Annotated in this window: 12 protein-coding genes and 1 pseudogene; 5 read left to right on the forward strand and 8 right to left on the reverse strand. The window is 73.6% G+C overall.

Going from position 1 to position 15,566, the window contains the following annotated elements; all coding sequences use genetic code 11:
- Both F8274_RS07885 and F8274_RS07890 read left to right on the forward strand, forming a co-directional pair.
- A partial coding sequence (locus F8274_RS07885) for a chitinase (RefSeq protein ID WP_151461624.1) occupies nucleotides 1–977 on the forward strand: 977 nt, incomplete at its 5' end.
- Nucleotides 978–1,214: 237 nt separating this feature from the next.
- Complete coding sequence (locus tag F8274_RS07890) at nucleotides 1,215–2,720, forward strand: MFS transporter (RefSeq protein ID WP_151461625.1); 1,506 nt, start codon at nucleotides 1,215–1,217, stop codon at nucleotides 2,718–2,720.
- A 250-nt stretch (nucleotides 2,721–2,970) separates the two neighbouring features.
- Here F8274_RS07890 and F8274_RS07895 read toward each other — a convergent pair whose 3' ends face one another.
- The 3 genes from F8274_RS07895 to F8274_RS07905 form a co-directional block, all read right to left on the reverse strand.
- The gene (locus F8274_RS07895; protein ID WP_151461626.1) at nucleotides 2,971–4,764 is read right to left on the reverse strand and encodes a glycoside hydrolase family 15 protein; all 1,794 of its coding nucleotides are present in this window, start codon (nucleotides 4,762–4,764) and stop codon (nucleotides 2,971–2,973) included.
- Between the two features lie 25 nt (nucleotides 4,765–4,789).
- Nucleotides 4,790–5,245, reverse strand: coding sequence for a hypothetical protein (locus F8274_RS07900; protein ID WP_225853656.1), 456 nt, complete (start codon nucleotides 5,243–5,245; stop codon nucleotides 4,790–4,792).
- A gap of 261 nt (nucleotides 5,246–5,506) precedes the next feature.
- Nucleotides 5,507–6,265 carry a TioE family transcriptional regulator gene (locus tag F8274_RS07905; protein ID WP_151461628.1) on the reverse strand — a complete coding sequence of 253 codons (759 nt, stop codon included), beginning with the start codon at nucleotides 6,263–6,265 and terminating at the stop codon, nucleotides 5,507–5,509.
- Between the two features lie 110 nt (nucleotides 6,266–6,375).
- On the opposite strand from F8274_RS07905, the gene F8274_RS07910 reads away from it, so the two are divergent.
- Nucleotides 6,376–7,554, forward strand: coding sequence for an erythromycin esterase family protein (locus F8274_RS07910; RefSeq protein WP_225853657.1), 1,179 nt, complete (start codon nucleotides 6,376–6,378; stop codon nucleotides 7,552–7,554).
- Between the two features lie 78 nt (nucleotides 7,555–7,632).
- On the opposite strand, the gene F8274_RS07915 is transcribed toward F8274_RS07910, so the two are convergent.
- From F8274_RS07915 to F8274_RS07930, 4 genes are all read right to left on the reverse strand, one after another.
- Complete coding sequence (locus F8274_RS07915; RefSeq protein WP_151461630.1) at nucleotides 7,633–8,469, reverse strand: ABC transporter permease; 837 nt, start codon at nucleotides 8,467–8,469, stop codon at nucleotides 7,633–7,635.
- Nucleotides 8,466–9,425, reverse strand: coding sequence for an ATP-binding cassette domain-containing protein (locus F8274_RS07920; RefSeq protein WP_151461631.1), 960 nt, complete (start codon nucleotides 9,423–9,425; stop codon nucleotides 8,466–8,468). Before F8274_RS07920 ends, F8274_RS07915 begins: the two co-directional genes overlap by 4 nt.
- Nucleotides 9,426–9,455: 30 nt before the next feature.
- A complete protein-coding gene (locus F8274_RS07925) occupies nucleotides 9,456–10,301 on the reverse strand; it encodes a DUF4097 family beta strand repeat-containing protein (RefSeq protein ID WP_151461632.1) in 846 nt (281 codons plus the stop codon).
- Nucleotides 10,302–10,377: 76 nt separating this feature from the next.
- The gene (locus F8274_RS07930) at nucleotides 10,378–10,908 is read right to left on the reverse strand and encodes a YlcI/YnfO family protein (protein WP_151461633.1); all 531 of its coding nucleotides are present in this window, start codon (nucleotides 10,906–10,908) and stop codon (nucleotides 10,378–10,380) included.
- A 213-nt stretch (nucleotides 10,909–11,121) separates the two neighbouring features.
- On the opposite strand from F8274_RS07930, the pseudogene F8274_RS07935 reads away from it, so the two are divergent.
- A pseudogene (locus F8274_RS07935) lies at nucleotides 11,122–12,943 on the forward strand (glycoside hydrolase family 15 protein).
- 63 nt (nucleotides 12,944–13,006) lie between these two features.
- On the opposite strand, the gene F8274_RS07940 reads toward F8274_RS07935, so the two are convergent.
- Nucleotides 13,007–14,002: a 1-aminocyclopropane-1-carboxylate deaminase/D-cysteine desulfhydrase gene (locus F8274_RS07940; RefSeq protein ID WP_225853658.1), complete on the reverse strand. Its 996-nt coding sequence runs from the start codon at nucleotides 14,000–14,002 to the stop codon at nucleotides 13,007–13,009.
- 109 nt (nucleotides 14,003–14,111) lie between these two features.
- On the opposite strand from F8274_RS07940, the gene F8274_RS07945 reads away from it, so the two are divergent.
- Nucleotides 14,112–15,443 (forward strand): phospholipase, encoded by a 1,332-nt coding sequence (locus tag F8274_RS07945; protein WP_151461634.1) that lies wholly within the window; start codon nucleotides 14,112–14,114, stop codon nucleotides 15,441–15,443.
- The last annotated feature ends 123 nt before the right edge of the window (nucleotides 15,444–15,566 follow it).

Raw genomic sequence — 15,566 nt, forward strand, 5'->3', positions numbered from 1 at the left:
TGGAGCACCTTGCCGGCGGCACCACCTGCGCCCTGCGGTCCCGGCCCGCCGGCAAGGTGCTCCAGGGCTACTGGGAGAACTGGGACGGCGCCGCCAACGGCGTGCACCCCGGCATGGGCTGGATCCCGGTCACCGACTCCCGGATCACCGCCCACGGCTACAACGTGATCACCGCCGCGTTCCCGGTGATCCGCGCCGACGGCACGGTGCTCTGGGAGAACGGCATGGACGCCGGCGTGAAGGTGCCCACCCCCGCCGAGGTGTGCCAGGCCAAGGCCGCCGGCCTGACCGTCCTGCTGTCGATCGGCGGCGCGACCGCCGGCATCGACCTCGGCTCCAGCGCGGTCGCCGACCGGTTCGTCGCCACCGTGGTGCCGATCCTCAAGCGGTACAACTTCGACGGCATCGACATCGACATCGAGACCGGGCTGACCGGCAGCGGCACCATCAACCAGCTCTCCACCTCGCAGGCCAACCTCGTACGCATCATCGACGGGGTGCTGGCGCAGATGCCCGCCGGCTTCGGGCTCACCATGGCCCCGGAGACCGCCTACGTCACCGGCGGCAGCGTCACCTACGGCTCGATCTGGGGCGCGTACCTGCCGATCGTCAAGAAGTACGCGGACAACGGCCGGCTCTGGTGGCTGAACATGCAGTACTACAACGGCTCGATGTACGGCTGCGCCGGCGACTCGTACCCGGCCGGCACCGTGCAGGGCTTCGTCGTCCAGACCGACTGCCTCAACACCGGCCTGGTCGTGCAGGGCACCACCATCCGCGTCCCGTACGACAAGCAGGTCCCCGGGCTGCCCGCGCAGACCGGGGCCGGCGGCGGCTTCATGAGCCCGGCGCTGGTGGCCCAGGCCTGGAACACCTACCGGGGCGGCCTCAAGGGGCTGATGACCTGGTCGGTCAACTGGGACGGCTCGAAGGGCTGGACCTTCGGCGACAACGTCAAGGCTCTCCAGGGCCGCTGAGGCCGCGCGGGGCCCCGCAGGCGCGCGGGGCCCCGCGTCCGGTGCCCTGGCCGTGGGCGATCGGGCGCGCACCCCGAGGCCGCTGGGCTAACCTCGGACCGAGGGCCGTGGGTCTCCCCCAACGCCCCGAGCCGCTCTTCGCACGCTCCCGCCCGCCGCCGACCGGCGGGCCGGTGGCCGGCTCCCCCGCGGCGGTGTCCGCCGCCGGTCCGGGTCACCGCACGTGCGAGGGCACAGATGACAGTTCGACCTCCGGGGCCGCCCGGGCGGTCCGCCGACTTCCGGCTGCTCGTCGCCGGGCAGACGGTCACCCAGCTGGGCACCGACGTCACGGCGATCGCGTTCCCGCTGATCGCCGTGCTGCTCCTGCACGCCACACCCCTGCAACTGGGTGTCCTGGTGGCCGTGCAGAACGGCGCGTTCCTCCTGCTCGGGGTGCCGGCCGGCGTCTGGCTGGACCGGCGACCGCTCCGGCCGGTGCTGATCACCACCGATCTGGTCCGGTGTGCGGCGCTCGTGGCGGTCACCGTGACGGCCGCGCTGGGCCGGCTCACCCTGCCGCTGCTGATCGCGACGGCCGCCGTCATGGCCGTCATGCGGGTGCTGTTCGACATCGGCCACCAGTCCTACCTGCCGACGCTGCTGCACCGGGCGGATTTGCTGCGGGGCAACTGCACGCTGGAGACCGTCCGCTCCTCCGGGCAGGTCGCCGGCCCGAGCCTCGGCGGCTGGCTCACCCAGCTGCTGGGCGCCACGAACACCCTGCTGGTCGACGCCGTGAGCTTCCTGGTCAGCGCCGTGTGCCTGGCCCGGATCCGGGCCCGCGAGCCGGCGCACCGCCGACCCGCGGGGACGGGCACGGCGCACGAGGCCCGGGAGGGCCTGGCCCACGTCCTCGGGGATCCGGTGCTGCGTGCCATCGCGGCCACGAGCGCCCTCGTGAACCTGCTGTTCACCGCCGCCACCGCCCTCATCGTCCTGTTCCTGGTCGACACCGTGGGCGTCTCCCCCGGCGCCGTCGGCGTGCTGCTGTCCGCCGCCCCCGCCGCGGCCCTGCTGGGCGCCGTCACGGCGGGCCGGCTCGCCCGTCGGATCGGCCTGACCCGCACCATCTGGCTGGCCCCCGTGGTGAGCAGCCCGTTCAACCTGCTGGTCCCGCTGACCGCCCGCGGCTGGGGCCTGGCCTTCTTCGTCGTCGGCCTCCTCGGGAGCGGCATCGGCCAGGTCGTCTACGGCATCGCCCAGACCACCTACCGGCAGGCCACCGTGCCCGCGCGACTCCAGTGCCGGGTCAACGCCACCATGCGGTTCCTGGTCATGGGCGCGCTGCCGCTCGGCGGCCTGCTCGGCGGCGCCCTCGGCTCGATCATCGGCATCCGCGCGACCCTGCTGGTCGTCGGCGTCGGCCTGACCCTCGCGCCCGTCCCACTGCTGCTGTCCCCGCTGCGGCGGGCGCGGCACGGGCACGACGTGGCCACCCGGACGGACCGGGTTGAGCCGCCGGTTGCGGTATCGGTCCGCGCGGCCGCCACGATCGCCGCCGCCGGGCGTCACCACCCTCGTGGGGCGAGCCCCGGCGCTTCCGGGTCGGGCACGACCTGTCGGGCTCGGAGGACGGATCGGCCGAGCCCGGGGCCCACGGGCAACGGCGCTCGGGGACTGCGGGGGCCGGGAGGACCACCACATCTGCGCCGCCCGCTGACCCGCCGCGGCGGGCGCGAGCACGGCGACCGCCCACCGTGAACCTCCAGCCCGCGATGACAGCCGCCAGCCCTCGCTTGCGGCGGCGGTCACCGAGACGGGCGTCGTCAGCGAGTTCACGCACCACGGGCTCTCCTCGCGCCTGCGGGGCCGGCGCGTCGGCCGCGTGCACCACCCGCTCGACCCGGTGATCGTCGCCGCGCCCTGGGTGCTGGCCGGAGGGGTCGCCTACATGGCCGCCCGGCGGCTCCTCGGACGCCGGCGCCGGTAGGGGAACGACCGCGCGGCCACCTCAGCCGGGGCTGTCCCGGATCGCGAGCGCGGCCTGGACGAGTGCGGCGTGGGTCAGCGTCTGCGGATAGTTCCCGAGGTGGGCGCCGGTCGCGGGGTCGAGTTGCTCGGCGTAGAGGCCGAGCGGGCTGGCGTGGTCGCGCAACGCCCGGAACAGCTCCTCGGCCTCGCGGCGTCGCCCGGTGCTCGCGAGGGCCTGGACGAGCCAGAACGAGCAGGGCAGGAAGGCGCCCTCGGCGCCGGGCAGACCGTCGCGTCCCGGCGGGTAGCGGTAGAGCAGCGGACCGCCGGCGGAGAGCTGTTCGCGGATGGCGTCGATGGTGCCGCGCACGCGGGCGGACCCGATGCCGTCGATGCCGAGCAGGGGAAGGACGAGCAGAGCCGAGTCCAGGTCCTGGGTGCCGTAGCTGCGGACGTAGCTGGCCTGCGTCGGGTCGAAGCCGCGCGTCCGCACGTCGGTGGCGATGGCGTCGCGGGCTTCCTGCCAGCGCCGGCGTTGCCGGGCGGGAACCCGGTGGGTCTCGGCGATGCGCAGGGCCCGGTCGAGGGCGAGCCAGCCCATGAGCTTGGAGTGCACGTGCTGACCGGCCTCCCGGACCTCCCAGATGCCGGCGTCGGGCTCCCCCCACCGGCCGGCGACGACGTCGGCGAAGCCGCGCACGGCCCGCCACGTCTCGGAGTAGAGGGGGTGCCCGGCCTGGACGAACACCCAGGCGGCGTCGACTACCCAGCCGTAGCCGTCGAGCTGGTGCTGCTCGGCGGCGGCGTTGCCGAACCGCACCGGCACGCTGTCGAGATAGCCGGGCCAGCCGGCCAGTTCCCGTTCCGGTGGCACGCGGCGGCCGGTCAGGGTGAACAGCGCCGGCAGGCGGGGCCGGTCCAGCCGGCTGGCGTGCAGCAGCCACGCGAGAAAACCCTGGGCCTCCTCGAGTTTGCCGACGCCGAGGAACGCGTTGACCCCGATGCTGGCGTCGCGCGGCCAGACGTAGCGGTAGTCCCAGTTCCGCGCCCCGCCGGGATCCTCGGGCAACGAGGTCGTCGGTGCGGCGACCGGGGCCTGCGACGGGGAGTACGTCAACAACCGCAGGGTCAGCAGACTGCGTACGACGTCCTCGCGGAACGGCAGCGCGCCGTCGATCCCGGCCGTCCAGGCCCGCCAGCGGGCCTCGTCGGCGAGGACGAGCCCCCAGGCCGCCTCGGGCTCGACGTGGATCAGCGGTTCGCGGTTGGCCACGGCGAGCACGAGGGTGACCGGGCGGCCCGGCGCCACCTCGACGGGGGTGGGCCGGCCCGGCTCGACCGCGAGGTCGGGCGCGCAGCTCAGGGACACGGCCAGCGCCCCCCACTCACCGACCAGGATCCCGCCGCGGCGGCGGACGCGGGGCCGCCGGTGCCGTGCGCCGAGGCGGGGATCGAACTCGACGACGGCGTCCAGCGCTCCGCCCTCGGCCGAGAGACGCCGCACGAGCAGCGTGGCGGGCAGCAGCCGTCCCGAGACCTCGGCCACCATGGACTCGGTGAGGGTGAGCCGGCGGTCGCCCACCGCCCAGGTCGTCTGGAGCGTCGCGGTGTCCTGCCGGTAGCGCCGCTCGACGACCGTGGCGGGCGCGGCGGGGCCCACCCGGAAGGTTCCCGCCGCCGGGCCGCCCACGAGGCGTCCGAACAGGGGCTCACCGTCGAAACGGGGTACGCAGAGCCAGTCGATGGCGCCGTCGCCGCTGACGAGGGCGGCGGTGCGGGTGTCGCCCAGCAGGCCGTAGTCGCTGATCGGCGACGGGGCACGGGACCCGGTCACGGCCGGCTCACCGGTCGCCGGGGGCTCAACCGGCCCGGAGGAGCAGTCCGAGGACCACCCCGTAGATGACGTGGACGACGGCCGCGACGGCCGGCGTCTGGACGCCGTAGTTGAGGGCGAACAGGCCGGGTGGCTCCAGCACAGCCGTGCTGGACGGGCCGGCCCGCTGCGAGGCCATCCGCGGATGGACACCCGGAAGCAGGGGTAGGAGCACGGTCAGCGCGATGGCGACGTGGAGCCCGCCGAACAGCGCACCGATCCACCAGGTGGCGCGGTGCAGCACGGCGAACGCGGCCGCGTATCCCAGGGCGAAGCCCTGACCGGCGACGAGGTGGATGAAGAAGCCGACGACCCGCGCCCGGTCGGGATCCGGGGTCACGAGGGTCCCCAGCACCAGGGGAAGGTCCAGGCGGGTGAACCCCGCCATCTGCGCCGTGATCATCGCCGCGGTGAGCGCGGCGGTGGCCACCAACCCGAACACTGCCCATCCGGCCCAGTCCATCTCAGCGGCGGCCGCCGGGGCACGCCCTGGCGTTCCGTACGCGGCCCGGCGCGGTTGTCTCGGCCATCGATGCCTTCCGGCTGTACCCACGAGGTCGTGTGCGCGCCCCGGACCGGAGCCCGCCTCGCAACGGTCTCCAGCGTAGGCCCACCCGACCTCGACGCCGGGTGGCTTGCCGGAACACACCGCGCGAATCGACCGACCGGGTGAGCGGCGGCGCCGGCGCGTGGCCTCCGGCGATCAGCGGGTCGAACCGGAGGAGCGCTCCGTCGGCTGGTTTCCGGGCGGGGCCGGCCGGCATTCGAGGTAGGCGTCGAGTGCGGCGGCGCCGGTGAGCATGGCACGGCCCCGGGCCGAGAGCCGGGCGCGCCAGTCGGCCAGCATCGACGCGAGCGGCACGACACCGCCGGCCGTGCGGACCTGGGCGATCAGCGGGGCGATCTGTTCCAGCGGGTAGCCCCCCCGTCGGAGCTGATGGGCCAGCCGGGCGTCGCGCACGTCGGCCGCGCGGTAGACCCGGTAGCCCGTCCGCGGGTCGCGGCGCGGCTGGACCACGCCCGCGCGTTCCCACTTGCGGAGGGTGGCCGGGCGGAGGCCGAGCCGTCTCGCCAGGGGGCCGACGAACGTGTCGCCGCGCTCGGGCGGCACCGGCTCCAGGTCGCGCAGCGCGGCCTCGACGGCCCGGAGGGTGCGGCGGTCGTCGAGAAGCTGGGCGTGGCTCTCGTCGATGAGCCGGAGCGCGTCCTCGGTGGCGTCCCGGTTGATCGCCTGCATGACCGAGGTGGCCATCTGCTGGCCGTGTCCGGGCACGAGGGCGAGGAAGACGCGCAGGGCCTGCGCGTGCCGCGGCGTGTAGGTGCGGTAACCGTGCGGGGTGCGCTCGGCGTTCGGGAGGATGCCGGCCGCCTCGTAGTTCCGGACCGCCTGCGTGGACAGGCCGTGCGCACGCGCCAGGTCGACCGGCCTGAGCCGACCACCGTCTTGAAGGTTTCGCCGCATCGTCCCGCTCGAATCGCGCAAAAGTCTCCACCGTCGGTTCAACGATAGCGTTGAGAGGTATGACTGCTGGTATCAGAGACACCGCCCATCCCGTTGACGCCGCTGCCGCCATGCGCCTGCTCCCGGCCCGGCCGCGGCTGCTCGCGCTCGGCGAGCCCACCCACGGCGAGGACGCCCTGCTCGACCTGCGCAACGACCTGTTCCGGCAGCTCGTCGAGCAGGAGGGCTACCGGACGATCGCGATCGAGAGCGACTGCCTGATGGGCCTGCTCGTGGACGACCACGTCACCTCGGGCGCCGGCACCCTCGACGAGGTCATGGAGCGCGGCTTCAGCCACGGGTGGGGCGCCTTCCCGGCCAACCGTGAGCTGGTGCGGTGGATGCGGGCGTACAACGACGGTCGGCCCGCGGCCCAGCAGGTCCGCTTCGCCGGTTTCGACGGGCCGCTGGAGATCACCGGCGCCGCGAGCCCCCGGCAGGCCCTCGCGGCACTCCACGCCTACCTCACCGCCTGGGTCGACCCTGACCTGCTCCCCTGCGACGCCGCCACGCTCGACCGGCTGCTCGGCGCCGACGACGTCTGGACGAACCCCGCCGCCATGATGGACCCGTCCCGGTCCGTGGGGCGGACGCCCGAGGCCACGCGGCTACGGCTGCTCGCCGACGACCTGGTGGCCCTGCTCGACGCGCAGACACCACACCTGGTCGCGACCTCCCGGCGGGAGGACTGGGACCGGGCCCGCCTGTACGCGCGTACCGCCACCGGGCTGCTGCGTTACCACCACTGGATGGCGGACACGTCACCGAGCCGCATGGCGTGGCTGCTCGGCGTGCGGGACTCCATGATGGCCGCCAACCTGCTCGCCCTCGCCGAACGCGGGCCGACGCTGGTGAACGCCCACAACGGCCATCTCCAACGGACCAGGAGCACGATGCGGATGGGCGGCCGGCCGGTGGACTGGTGGAGCGCCGGCGCGATCGTGGACGCCCACCTGGGCGACCGGTACGCGTTCCTCGCCACGGCCCTCGGCACCATCCGCCACCAGGGAGTCGACACCCCTCCCCCGGACACCGTCGAGGGGCTGCTGTACGCGCTGCCGGAGGACCGTCACCTCGTCGACGCCCGCCGCCTGGCCGCCGTCCTGGCCGAGCTGACGCCTGCGGCCCGGGTGTCCCCCTGGTTCGGCTACGCCCCGCTCGACCCGGCCCACGTGGCCAGCACCGACGGGATCGTGTTCGTCAGGGACTCAGGGAAGGGCGACCCTTCCCCGCCGCACGACAACGACTGACCCGCACGGACCGGGCGCCGTCGGCTGCTCGCCGGCGGCGCCCGGGCTGCGCGGTCCTCGATGCCCGCCGAACGGGAGTCAGGACTCGCGGTTGAACAGGCGCTTCGACCAGAGGTATCCGCCCAGCGCGATCACGGCGCACCAGGCGAGCGCGATCCACGCGTGGTTGCCGATCGGCTCGTCCATGAGCAGGCCACGCAGGGTCTCGATGATCGGCGTGAACGGCTGGTACTCGGCGAACCAGCGCAGACCGGCCGGCATGGAGTCGGTGGGGACGAACCCGCTGCCGAGGAAGGGCAGCAGGACCAGGGGCATGGGCAGGTTGCTCGCGGTCTCGACGCTCTTGCTCACCTGGCCGAGCGCGACGGACAGCCACACGAGCGCGAAGGTCACCGCCAGCAGGAAACCGGCGGTGGCCAGCCACCCGCCGAGCCCGGCGGTGGGACGGAAGCCGACCAGCACCGCCACGCCGATCACGATGGCCAGGCTGAACACCGTCTGGATGACGCTGCCCAGGACGTGCCCGGTCAGCACCGAGACGCGGGCGATGTGCATGGTGCGGAACCGGGTGATGATGCCTTCGGTCATGTCCATGGCGATCGAGATCGCGGTTCCCTGGACCGTGGCCGCCACGGTCATGAGGATGATCGCGGGCGCGACGTAGTTGGCGTACGCCGCTCGACCGCCGGCCGCGCCGCCGGGCACCGTTCCGCCGAGCCCGGCGCCCAGCGTGCCGCCGAGCACGTAGACGAACAGCAGCAGGAAGACGACGGGCATGCCGACGAGCATCACGGTCATCGACGGATACCGCAGCATGCGCTTGAGGTTGCGGCGCAGCATCGTCGCCGAGTCGCGCAGCGGGTGGAAGCGGAGGTCGGCCGGACGCGGGCCGGTGAGGGCGGCGGTGGTCGTCATCGCGTGGTCACCTTCTCGTTGGCGGAGTCGCCGGTGAGGGCGAGGAAGACGTCGTCGAGGTCGGGGGTGTGCACGGACAGCTCGTCGACCTCGATGGCCTGGTCGTCGAGCCGGCCGATCAGGGTCCGCAGCGAGCGCAGGCTGCCGTCGCTGGGCACCCGCAGGGCGAGCGCGTCGTTGTCGCGGGAGGCCTGGTTCAGGACGCGCATGGCCGCGTCGAGGCACTGCGGGTCGGCGAACCGCAGGCGGACGTGCCCACCGGGGATGCGCCGCTTCAACTCCTCCGCGGTTCCCTCGGCGACCACCCGGCCGCGGTCGAGGACCGCGATGCGGTCGGCCAGCTCGTCGGCCTCCTCCAGGTACTGGGTGGTCAGGAAGATGGTGACGCCGCCGGCCACCAGGTCCCGGACGATCTGCCACATGGCCCGGCGGCTGCGCGGGTCGAGCCCGGTGGTCGGCTCGTCGAGGAAGATCACTTGCGGGCTGCCGACCAGGGTCATCGCCAGGTCGAGCCGCCGCAGCATGCCCCCGGAGTAGGTGGCCGCCGGCTTGCCGGCCGCCTCGGTCAGGTCGAACTGCTCCAGCAGCTGGGCCGCGCGCCGCCGGCCGTCACGCCGGGTGAGCTGGTGCAGATCCGCCATGAGCCGCAGGTTCTCCTCGCCGGTGAGCAGCTTGTCCACCGCGGAGAACTGACCGGTGACCCCGATGGCGGCGCGCACCGCGTCCGGTTCGCGGGCGAGGTCGTGCCCGGCGACCCGGGCGTCGCCGGCGTCGGCACGGAGCAGGGTGGAGAGGATCTTGACGGTGGTGGTCTTCCCGGCGCCGTTGGCGCCGAGCAGCGAGAAGACCGTGCCCCGTGGCACGTGCAGATCGAGACCGTCAAGCACGACGTGGTCACCGAACGATCTCCGTAGCCCGGTCGCGACGATCGCCGGCGGGGGTTGCGTGCTGGTCATGGTTTCCCTTTCCCGGGGGCCGGATGCGGATCAGGAGCGGTGGATGATGATGTCGCCGCAGGAGGTGCGGCCGCGTACCTCGACGGTCTCGTCGGCGTGGTCGGGTCCGGTGGTGTCGTCCAGCTGGTTGCGCACCTGCCCGAATCCGGTGTTCACCTCCAGCCAGGCGGCGGTGCCGGCGGCGATGCCGACGTCCAGGTCGCCCAGGGCGGTGCCGAGGACGACCGCGCCACGGACCACCTCGCCGAGGCGGATGCTGCCGTTGGAGGTCTTCGCGTCGACGCCCGCGCCGGCCCGGTGGATGTGGATGTCGCCGTTGGCCGCGCGCACCCGCACGTCGCCGGCGACCGCGTCCACCGTGGTGTCTCCGTTGGAGTTCTTGACCACCGCGGTGCCCTGGATCTGGCCGACGCGGACCTTGCCGGAGCCGGTGGAGATCTCGGCGTTGCCCGCGATGGTGTCGGCGGTGACGTGGCCGGCCGACGTGCTCACGTGCAGCGGGCCGGTCTGCTCGAGCCAGATCTTGCCGACGGAGGTCTTGAGGCGGCACTGCCCGAGCCGGCCCGCGCAGCGGTAGTCGCCGACCTGCATCTCGGCGGACACCTGGGAACCGCTGGGCAGTTCGATCGACACGTCGACCGACCTGGTCTTGCGGGAGAAGTCGAAGGCACGGGCCTTCGGACCGGTGATCCGGAGCGTGCCGTTGGTGTAGTCGACGCGGACCTGCTGAGCGGCCTTCACGTCGGACTCGTCGGTCTCGTCGCTCGGGCGGATCTCGACGACGGTGTCGGTCCGGTCGCTCGCGGCGATCCGCAGGTCGCCGACGCCGAGTTCGAGCGTGACGGAAATCGGTTCGGGAGTCTCGAATTTGGGCATGGTGGTCCCCGCATCATGGGTAGGTGAGCCGTCCCCGGAGGTCGGGGACGTGGTGTCAGGTGAGCGTGCGGTGCGGCTAGCGCACCCAGCCGGTGAAGTGCTGCTTGGCGCGCTTTCCGCCGCCGGGTAGCGCCGGGCGCTGATCGCGGTCGGAGCGCTGCAGGCCGGCGGCGGCCGCCCGGACCAGCCAGGCGTTGACCGAACGCCCTTCCTTGGCCGCGGCCTCCTCGACCGCGGCCTTGAGCTGCTCGGGCAGGCGTACGTTGATCCGTGCGGAGGGGCCGTCCTCGGCGACGAGCAGCTCACTGGCGGGCGCGCCGGCCGCCTCGGCAGCATCCTCGCGCGCCGGCCCGATCGGCTCGGCGGGTGGTGCGGTCACGACGAACTGCGGATCGCGTCCCCGGAGGCGCAGCTCCACCGAACCGGGAGCCAGGTCCCGGGTGATCTCGTCGGCAGCGGTCGACAGCGCGTCCAGCAGCGTCATCCGGATCGCCGACTCGAGCGGCCCGGTCAGGCGCTCGACCAGCGCACGCGCCTCCTCGCCGCCGGCTTCGGCGAGCGTGGCGAACTCCCGTCCGAGGTTGTTCACATACGAGGTCAAGTCCATGGTGCCAGTCTGGCACAGGTATGGCACACGCGCAAGCCATGATGGCTCACGCCGGTGCCAACCTGGCGTCATTCGGTGCCGCGACGAGCGCCGTCCCACCGGCCGGCGCGGCGGGACTCGGACTCGCCCTCAGCTGACCGGGACACTGGTGAGCCTGCGCGCCGACTGAAGTCGTGCCCGGCGTACCCGTGGGCCGCTCGGGTAGTCCGTCGCATGGGGTGCGGACGGATCGCGGACCACGGGTTCCTGGCCGATGGCCGTAGCGCGGTGCTGGTGGACAGCGCCGGATCGGTGAACTGGTGGTGCCCCGCGCGGTTCGACGCTCCGTCGGTGTTCGCCCGCCTGCTCGACGACGCCGGCCACTGGGTGATCCGTCCCGAGGTAGCTTCAGCACGAGCCGTGCCTATCTGACCGATACGCTCGTGCTTCGTACCGTCTTCACCACCGCGACCGGCAGCGTGGCCCTGATCGACGCGCTGGCCCTCGAACCGGGAGCGCGGGGCCACGACGTCGGCCTGCACTCCCCGAGGCTGCTGGCCCGGGTGGTGCGGGGGCTCTCCGGCGAGGTTCCGCTGCGCCTGCGCTACCGGCCACGCTTCGAGTACGGCCGGATGGTCCCCCTGCTGAAGCGGCAGGACGGCGCGCTGGTCGTGAGTGCCGCCTCGGCCCGGCTGGACCTGCGGTCGACCGTCCCCCTGACGTGCGAGGTCGGGGAGGCGTCCGGGTCGTTCACGGTGCGGGCCGGCGAGACCTGTCACTTCACCCTGGGGTACGCGCCGGCCTACGACGCCAACCCGCCCGCGGTGCTCGACGCCCAGCAGGTGATCGACGACGCCGTCGCGGGCTGGCGCTCCTGGATGGGCCAGCACGACTACCGCGGGCGCTACCCGGAGCAGGTGCGACGCAGCACGCTGGTGATGCAGGGCCTGACCTACCGGCCCAGTGGCGCGGTGGTGGCCGCACCGACGATGTCGCTGCCCGAGGAGCTGGGCGGCGAACGCAACTACGACTACCGCTACGCCTGGGTGCGTGACTTCAGCTTCACGTTGGAGGCGCTCTGGCGCGTGACCTGCACCGACGAGCTCAACCTGCACGTCGGCTGGTTGACCCGGTCGATGGGCATGAACGAGGGCATCGTGCCGATCATGTACGGGGTGGAGGGGGAACGGGACCTCACCGAACACCACCTCGACCACCTGGCCGGGTTCGCCGGCAGCCGTCCGGTGCTGGTGGGCAACGACGCGTGGCGGCAACGGCAGAACGACGTGCACGGTGAACCGCTCAGCGCCGCCTGGCTGATGCGGGAGTACCTCCACCCGATGCCACCGGACCTCCGCCAACTGCTGCGCGCGATGACGGAGCGGGCCGCGCGGGACTGGCACCTGCCCGACGCCGGGATGTGGGAGGCGCGGGACGCCGAACGCCACTACGTGTCCTCCAAGGTGCATGCTGGACGGCGTTGGACCGCGCCGTCCGTTTCGGGTCCCACCTGGGCTCCGCGGCGGACGTGGCCAGGTGGGCGGCCGCCCGGGACGCGGTGCGACGAGCCGTGTTGACCCAGGGCTGGAGCGAGCGGCTGACGGCCTTCACGGCGGCCTTCGACGCCGAGGAGCTGGATGCCTCGGTGCTGCTCATGCCGCTCGTCGGCTTCCTTCCCGCCGACGATCCGAGGATGCGCTCGACCATCCGCGCCATCGAGGGGAGGCTGTCCCACGACGGCCTGCTGCGCCGCTGGGACGGCGACCCGGCCGGCTTCCTCATCTGCTCCTTCTGGCTGGTCAGCTGCCTGGCGCTGGCCGGCGAGCGCGAGCGGGCCGGGCGGCTCTTCGAGCGGCTCGCCGCCCGGACCAACGACCTGGGCCTGTTCTCCGAGGAGATCGACCCGTACAGCGGGGAGGCCCTGGGCAACTTTCCTCAGGCGCTGTCGCACATCGGCCTCATCAACGCGGCCGGCGACCTCACCGACCTGGACGCCGGTCGCCACGACGTTCCGCCCGCGCCCGACCGGCTCATCCCCGCCGGCCAGGACAGCTGACCGGTCACCACGCTGACGGCGGCCCGGCACCCGCCGGTCCCGGGCTGCGGGGCGCCGCGCCGGTCAGCGGTTACCGCCAGCGATGGCGCCGGGCGCGGTGTGCCAGTAGAGCGTGGGTCCGGAAGCGTCCCGTTCCTCGCGCAGGTCACGGATCGCCGCTGCCGCCTTGGCCGTGTAGACCGGGTCGGCGACCAGGCCGGCATGTTCACGGAGCCATCCCGCGGCCTCGACACTCGCCCCGGACGGTTTCCCGTACCCGGGCCCGAGCCACTCGCGGCGCAGGTCGAACGGCGCGAGGGGCACCGGGTCGGGCACCGGCGCGCCGTGCCGGCGCAGCAGTCGCGCGGTCGCCCCGGCCAGGCGGCGGACCTGGGCCGGACCCACGCGGGTCCGGTCGTTGACGAGGATGCCCACCACCTCGCTGTCGAGCCCGGCGAGGGCCAGGCCGAGGATCAGCCCGGCGGCCGTGCCACCCGAGCCGACCGCAACGACCACCCGCCGGGGCGGGGGCAGCTCCCCGGCGGAGACCTGCTCGGCGAGTTCGAGGGCGGCCTCGACGAAACCCAGGCAGCCGTGCGTGTTGGACCCGCCGACCGGCAGCAGGCCGGGACGTCGCCCGCGCAGGGCCGCGCCGACGAGCAGCCGGCCCGCCGTCGCGTACGCCCCGGCCACCGTGTCCACCCGGTGCATCGTGGCGCCGGCCGCGCGGACGGCGGCCAGCTGCTCCCCCACGTGCGCGTCGTACGGCTGCTCGACCGCGACAACGTGGGCCTGGATCCCGGTGTCCGCGGCGTAGCGGGCCACCGCCACGGCGTGGTGACTTCCGGTGCCACCACCGGTCACCACGACACCGCACCGTCGTCGTAACAGGTCCGCCAGGCTCCACTCGAGTTTGCGGACCTTGTTGCCGCCGTACCGGTCGCCGTACCGGCTGTCGTCCTTGATCCACAGCTCGTGCGGCTCGATCCGGCGGACCGGGCTCGGGCCCGTGCCCAGCGGCAGGAACGGCAGCCGGGGCGCGACCGAGGGGTAGCGGGAGTGCAGGCGGGGTCCCGTCATGCCAGCCGTCCTCGCTCCACAGGGGATCGACATCCGTTCACAAGCCGCGCTTAGCATAGACGCGAGCCGATCGGTCGGCGGTCGGCGCAGCGGGCTGCGGGAGGCTGCGGTGGTCGGACGTCGCGAACGGGGCGTGGTCCTGGTGGTCGTGGCCGGCCTGATCGCCACGGGTGCGCCCGCCCGGGCGGACGACGCCGCCGCGCCCGACGGGACGTACTACCTGCAGAGTGTCCGCACCGGCCTGAACGCGGCGGAGCGCGACGGCGTAATCCTCCAGCGGTCCCCGCGCGGCGACGAGGACCGGCAGCAGTGGCGGCTGCGCACCGGCGGCGACGGGCACCTGCTGGAGAACACGGTCACGCCCGGGTGGTGCCTGGGCCGCCGGGACGGCGCGGTGGTGGCTGTGGGCTGCGCCGACCCGGCGGCCCGGTGGGTCGTCACCGCCGCCGGACCCGAGCGGTTCACGCTCGCCGAGCCCGGCGCCGGCCGCGTCCTCACCGCCGTACCCGGGCGGGCGGAGCTGAGCCTGGAGCCGGCCGGAGCGACCTGGTATCTCACCCCCGTCGAGCCGGTGACCCGCCCGCTGCCGGCCGAGGACGAGCGCCGCCTCGACCAGGTGACCTTCCTGACCGCGCACAACGCCTACGCCAACGGCGTCGACGGCGGCTTCGCCCCGCCCGTGCTCGACCTGCTCCCCAACCAGGTGCGGGGTGTCGAACGGCAGCTCGCCGGCGGCGTACGCGGATTCCAGCTGGACATCCACCAGACCCGCGACGGCGCCATCCTGTGCCACAACAGCTGCTTCCTGGTGTTCCGGCCGGTGGCGCTGTGGGTCGACCTGCAACGGATCGTGGACTTCCTGCGGGGCAACCCGCGCGAGTTCGTCACCGTCTTCCTGGAGGACTACGTCAGCGCGCCGGTGCTCCGCGCCGAGCTGGCCCGCGTCCAGGGCCTGACCGACCTGTTATACCGGCCGGACCTCGACGGGGTGCCGGCCACCGGCTGGCCCCGCCTGCGCGAGCTGCGCGAACGCGACCGGCGACTGCTGATCTTCACGGACCGCCGCCGCGAGGACGACCAGGCCGGCGGGCTCACCCGGGACACCTTCGGGGTGCTCTACCAGCGCGAGTGGACGGTGGAGAACTACTGGTCCATGGGCCGGGGCGTCGGCGCCAGCGACTGGACGTGCGTGAGCCGGTGGCCGGACCGGCCGCTGACCGACGGCGGCGAGTCGGCGTTCCGGCCGCTGTTCGTGATGAACCACTTCCGGGACGCCCCGGTGCCGGTGACCGCCGCGGCCGACAACGCCGGCGTGCTCAACCGGGCGGGCCGGTTCTGCCAGCCGGCCGCCCGGAAGAAGCCGAACTACGTGGCGGTCGACCGGTACGACCTCGGCGGACCCGCCGCCGCCGTGACGGCGCTCAACACGTACTGGTACTAGCGCTCAGGTCCTCCCTCAGAGGGTGGTTTCGCCGGTGAGACCACCCTGTGAACCCACCCCGACGCTTGGAGGAACCATGCACAAGGCCCGCAACGGCGGTCGACCGGTCAGCCGTCGGCGTCT

It is taken from the genome of Micromonospora sp. AMSO31t (assembly GCF_008868175.1).
Classification (GTDB): Bacteria; Actinomycetota; Actinomycetes; order Mycobacteriales; family Micromonosporaceae; genus Micromonospora.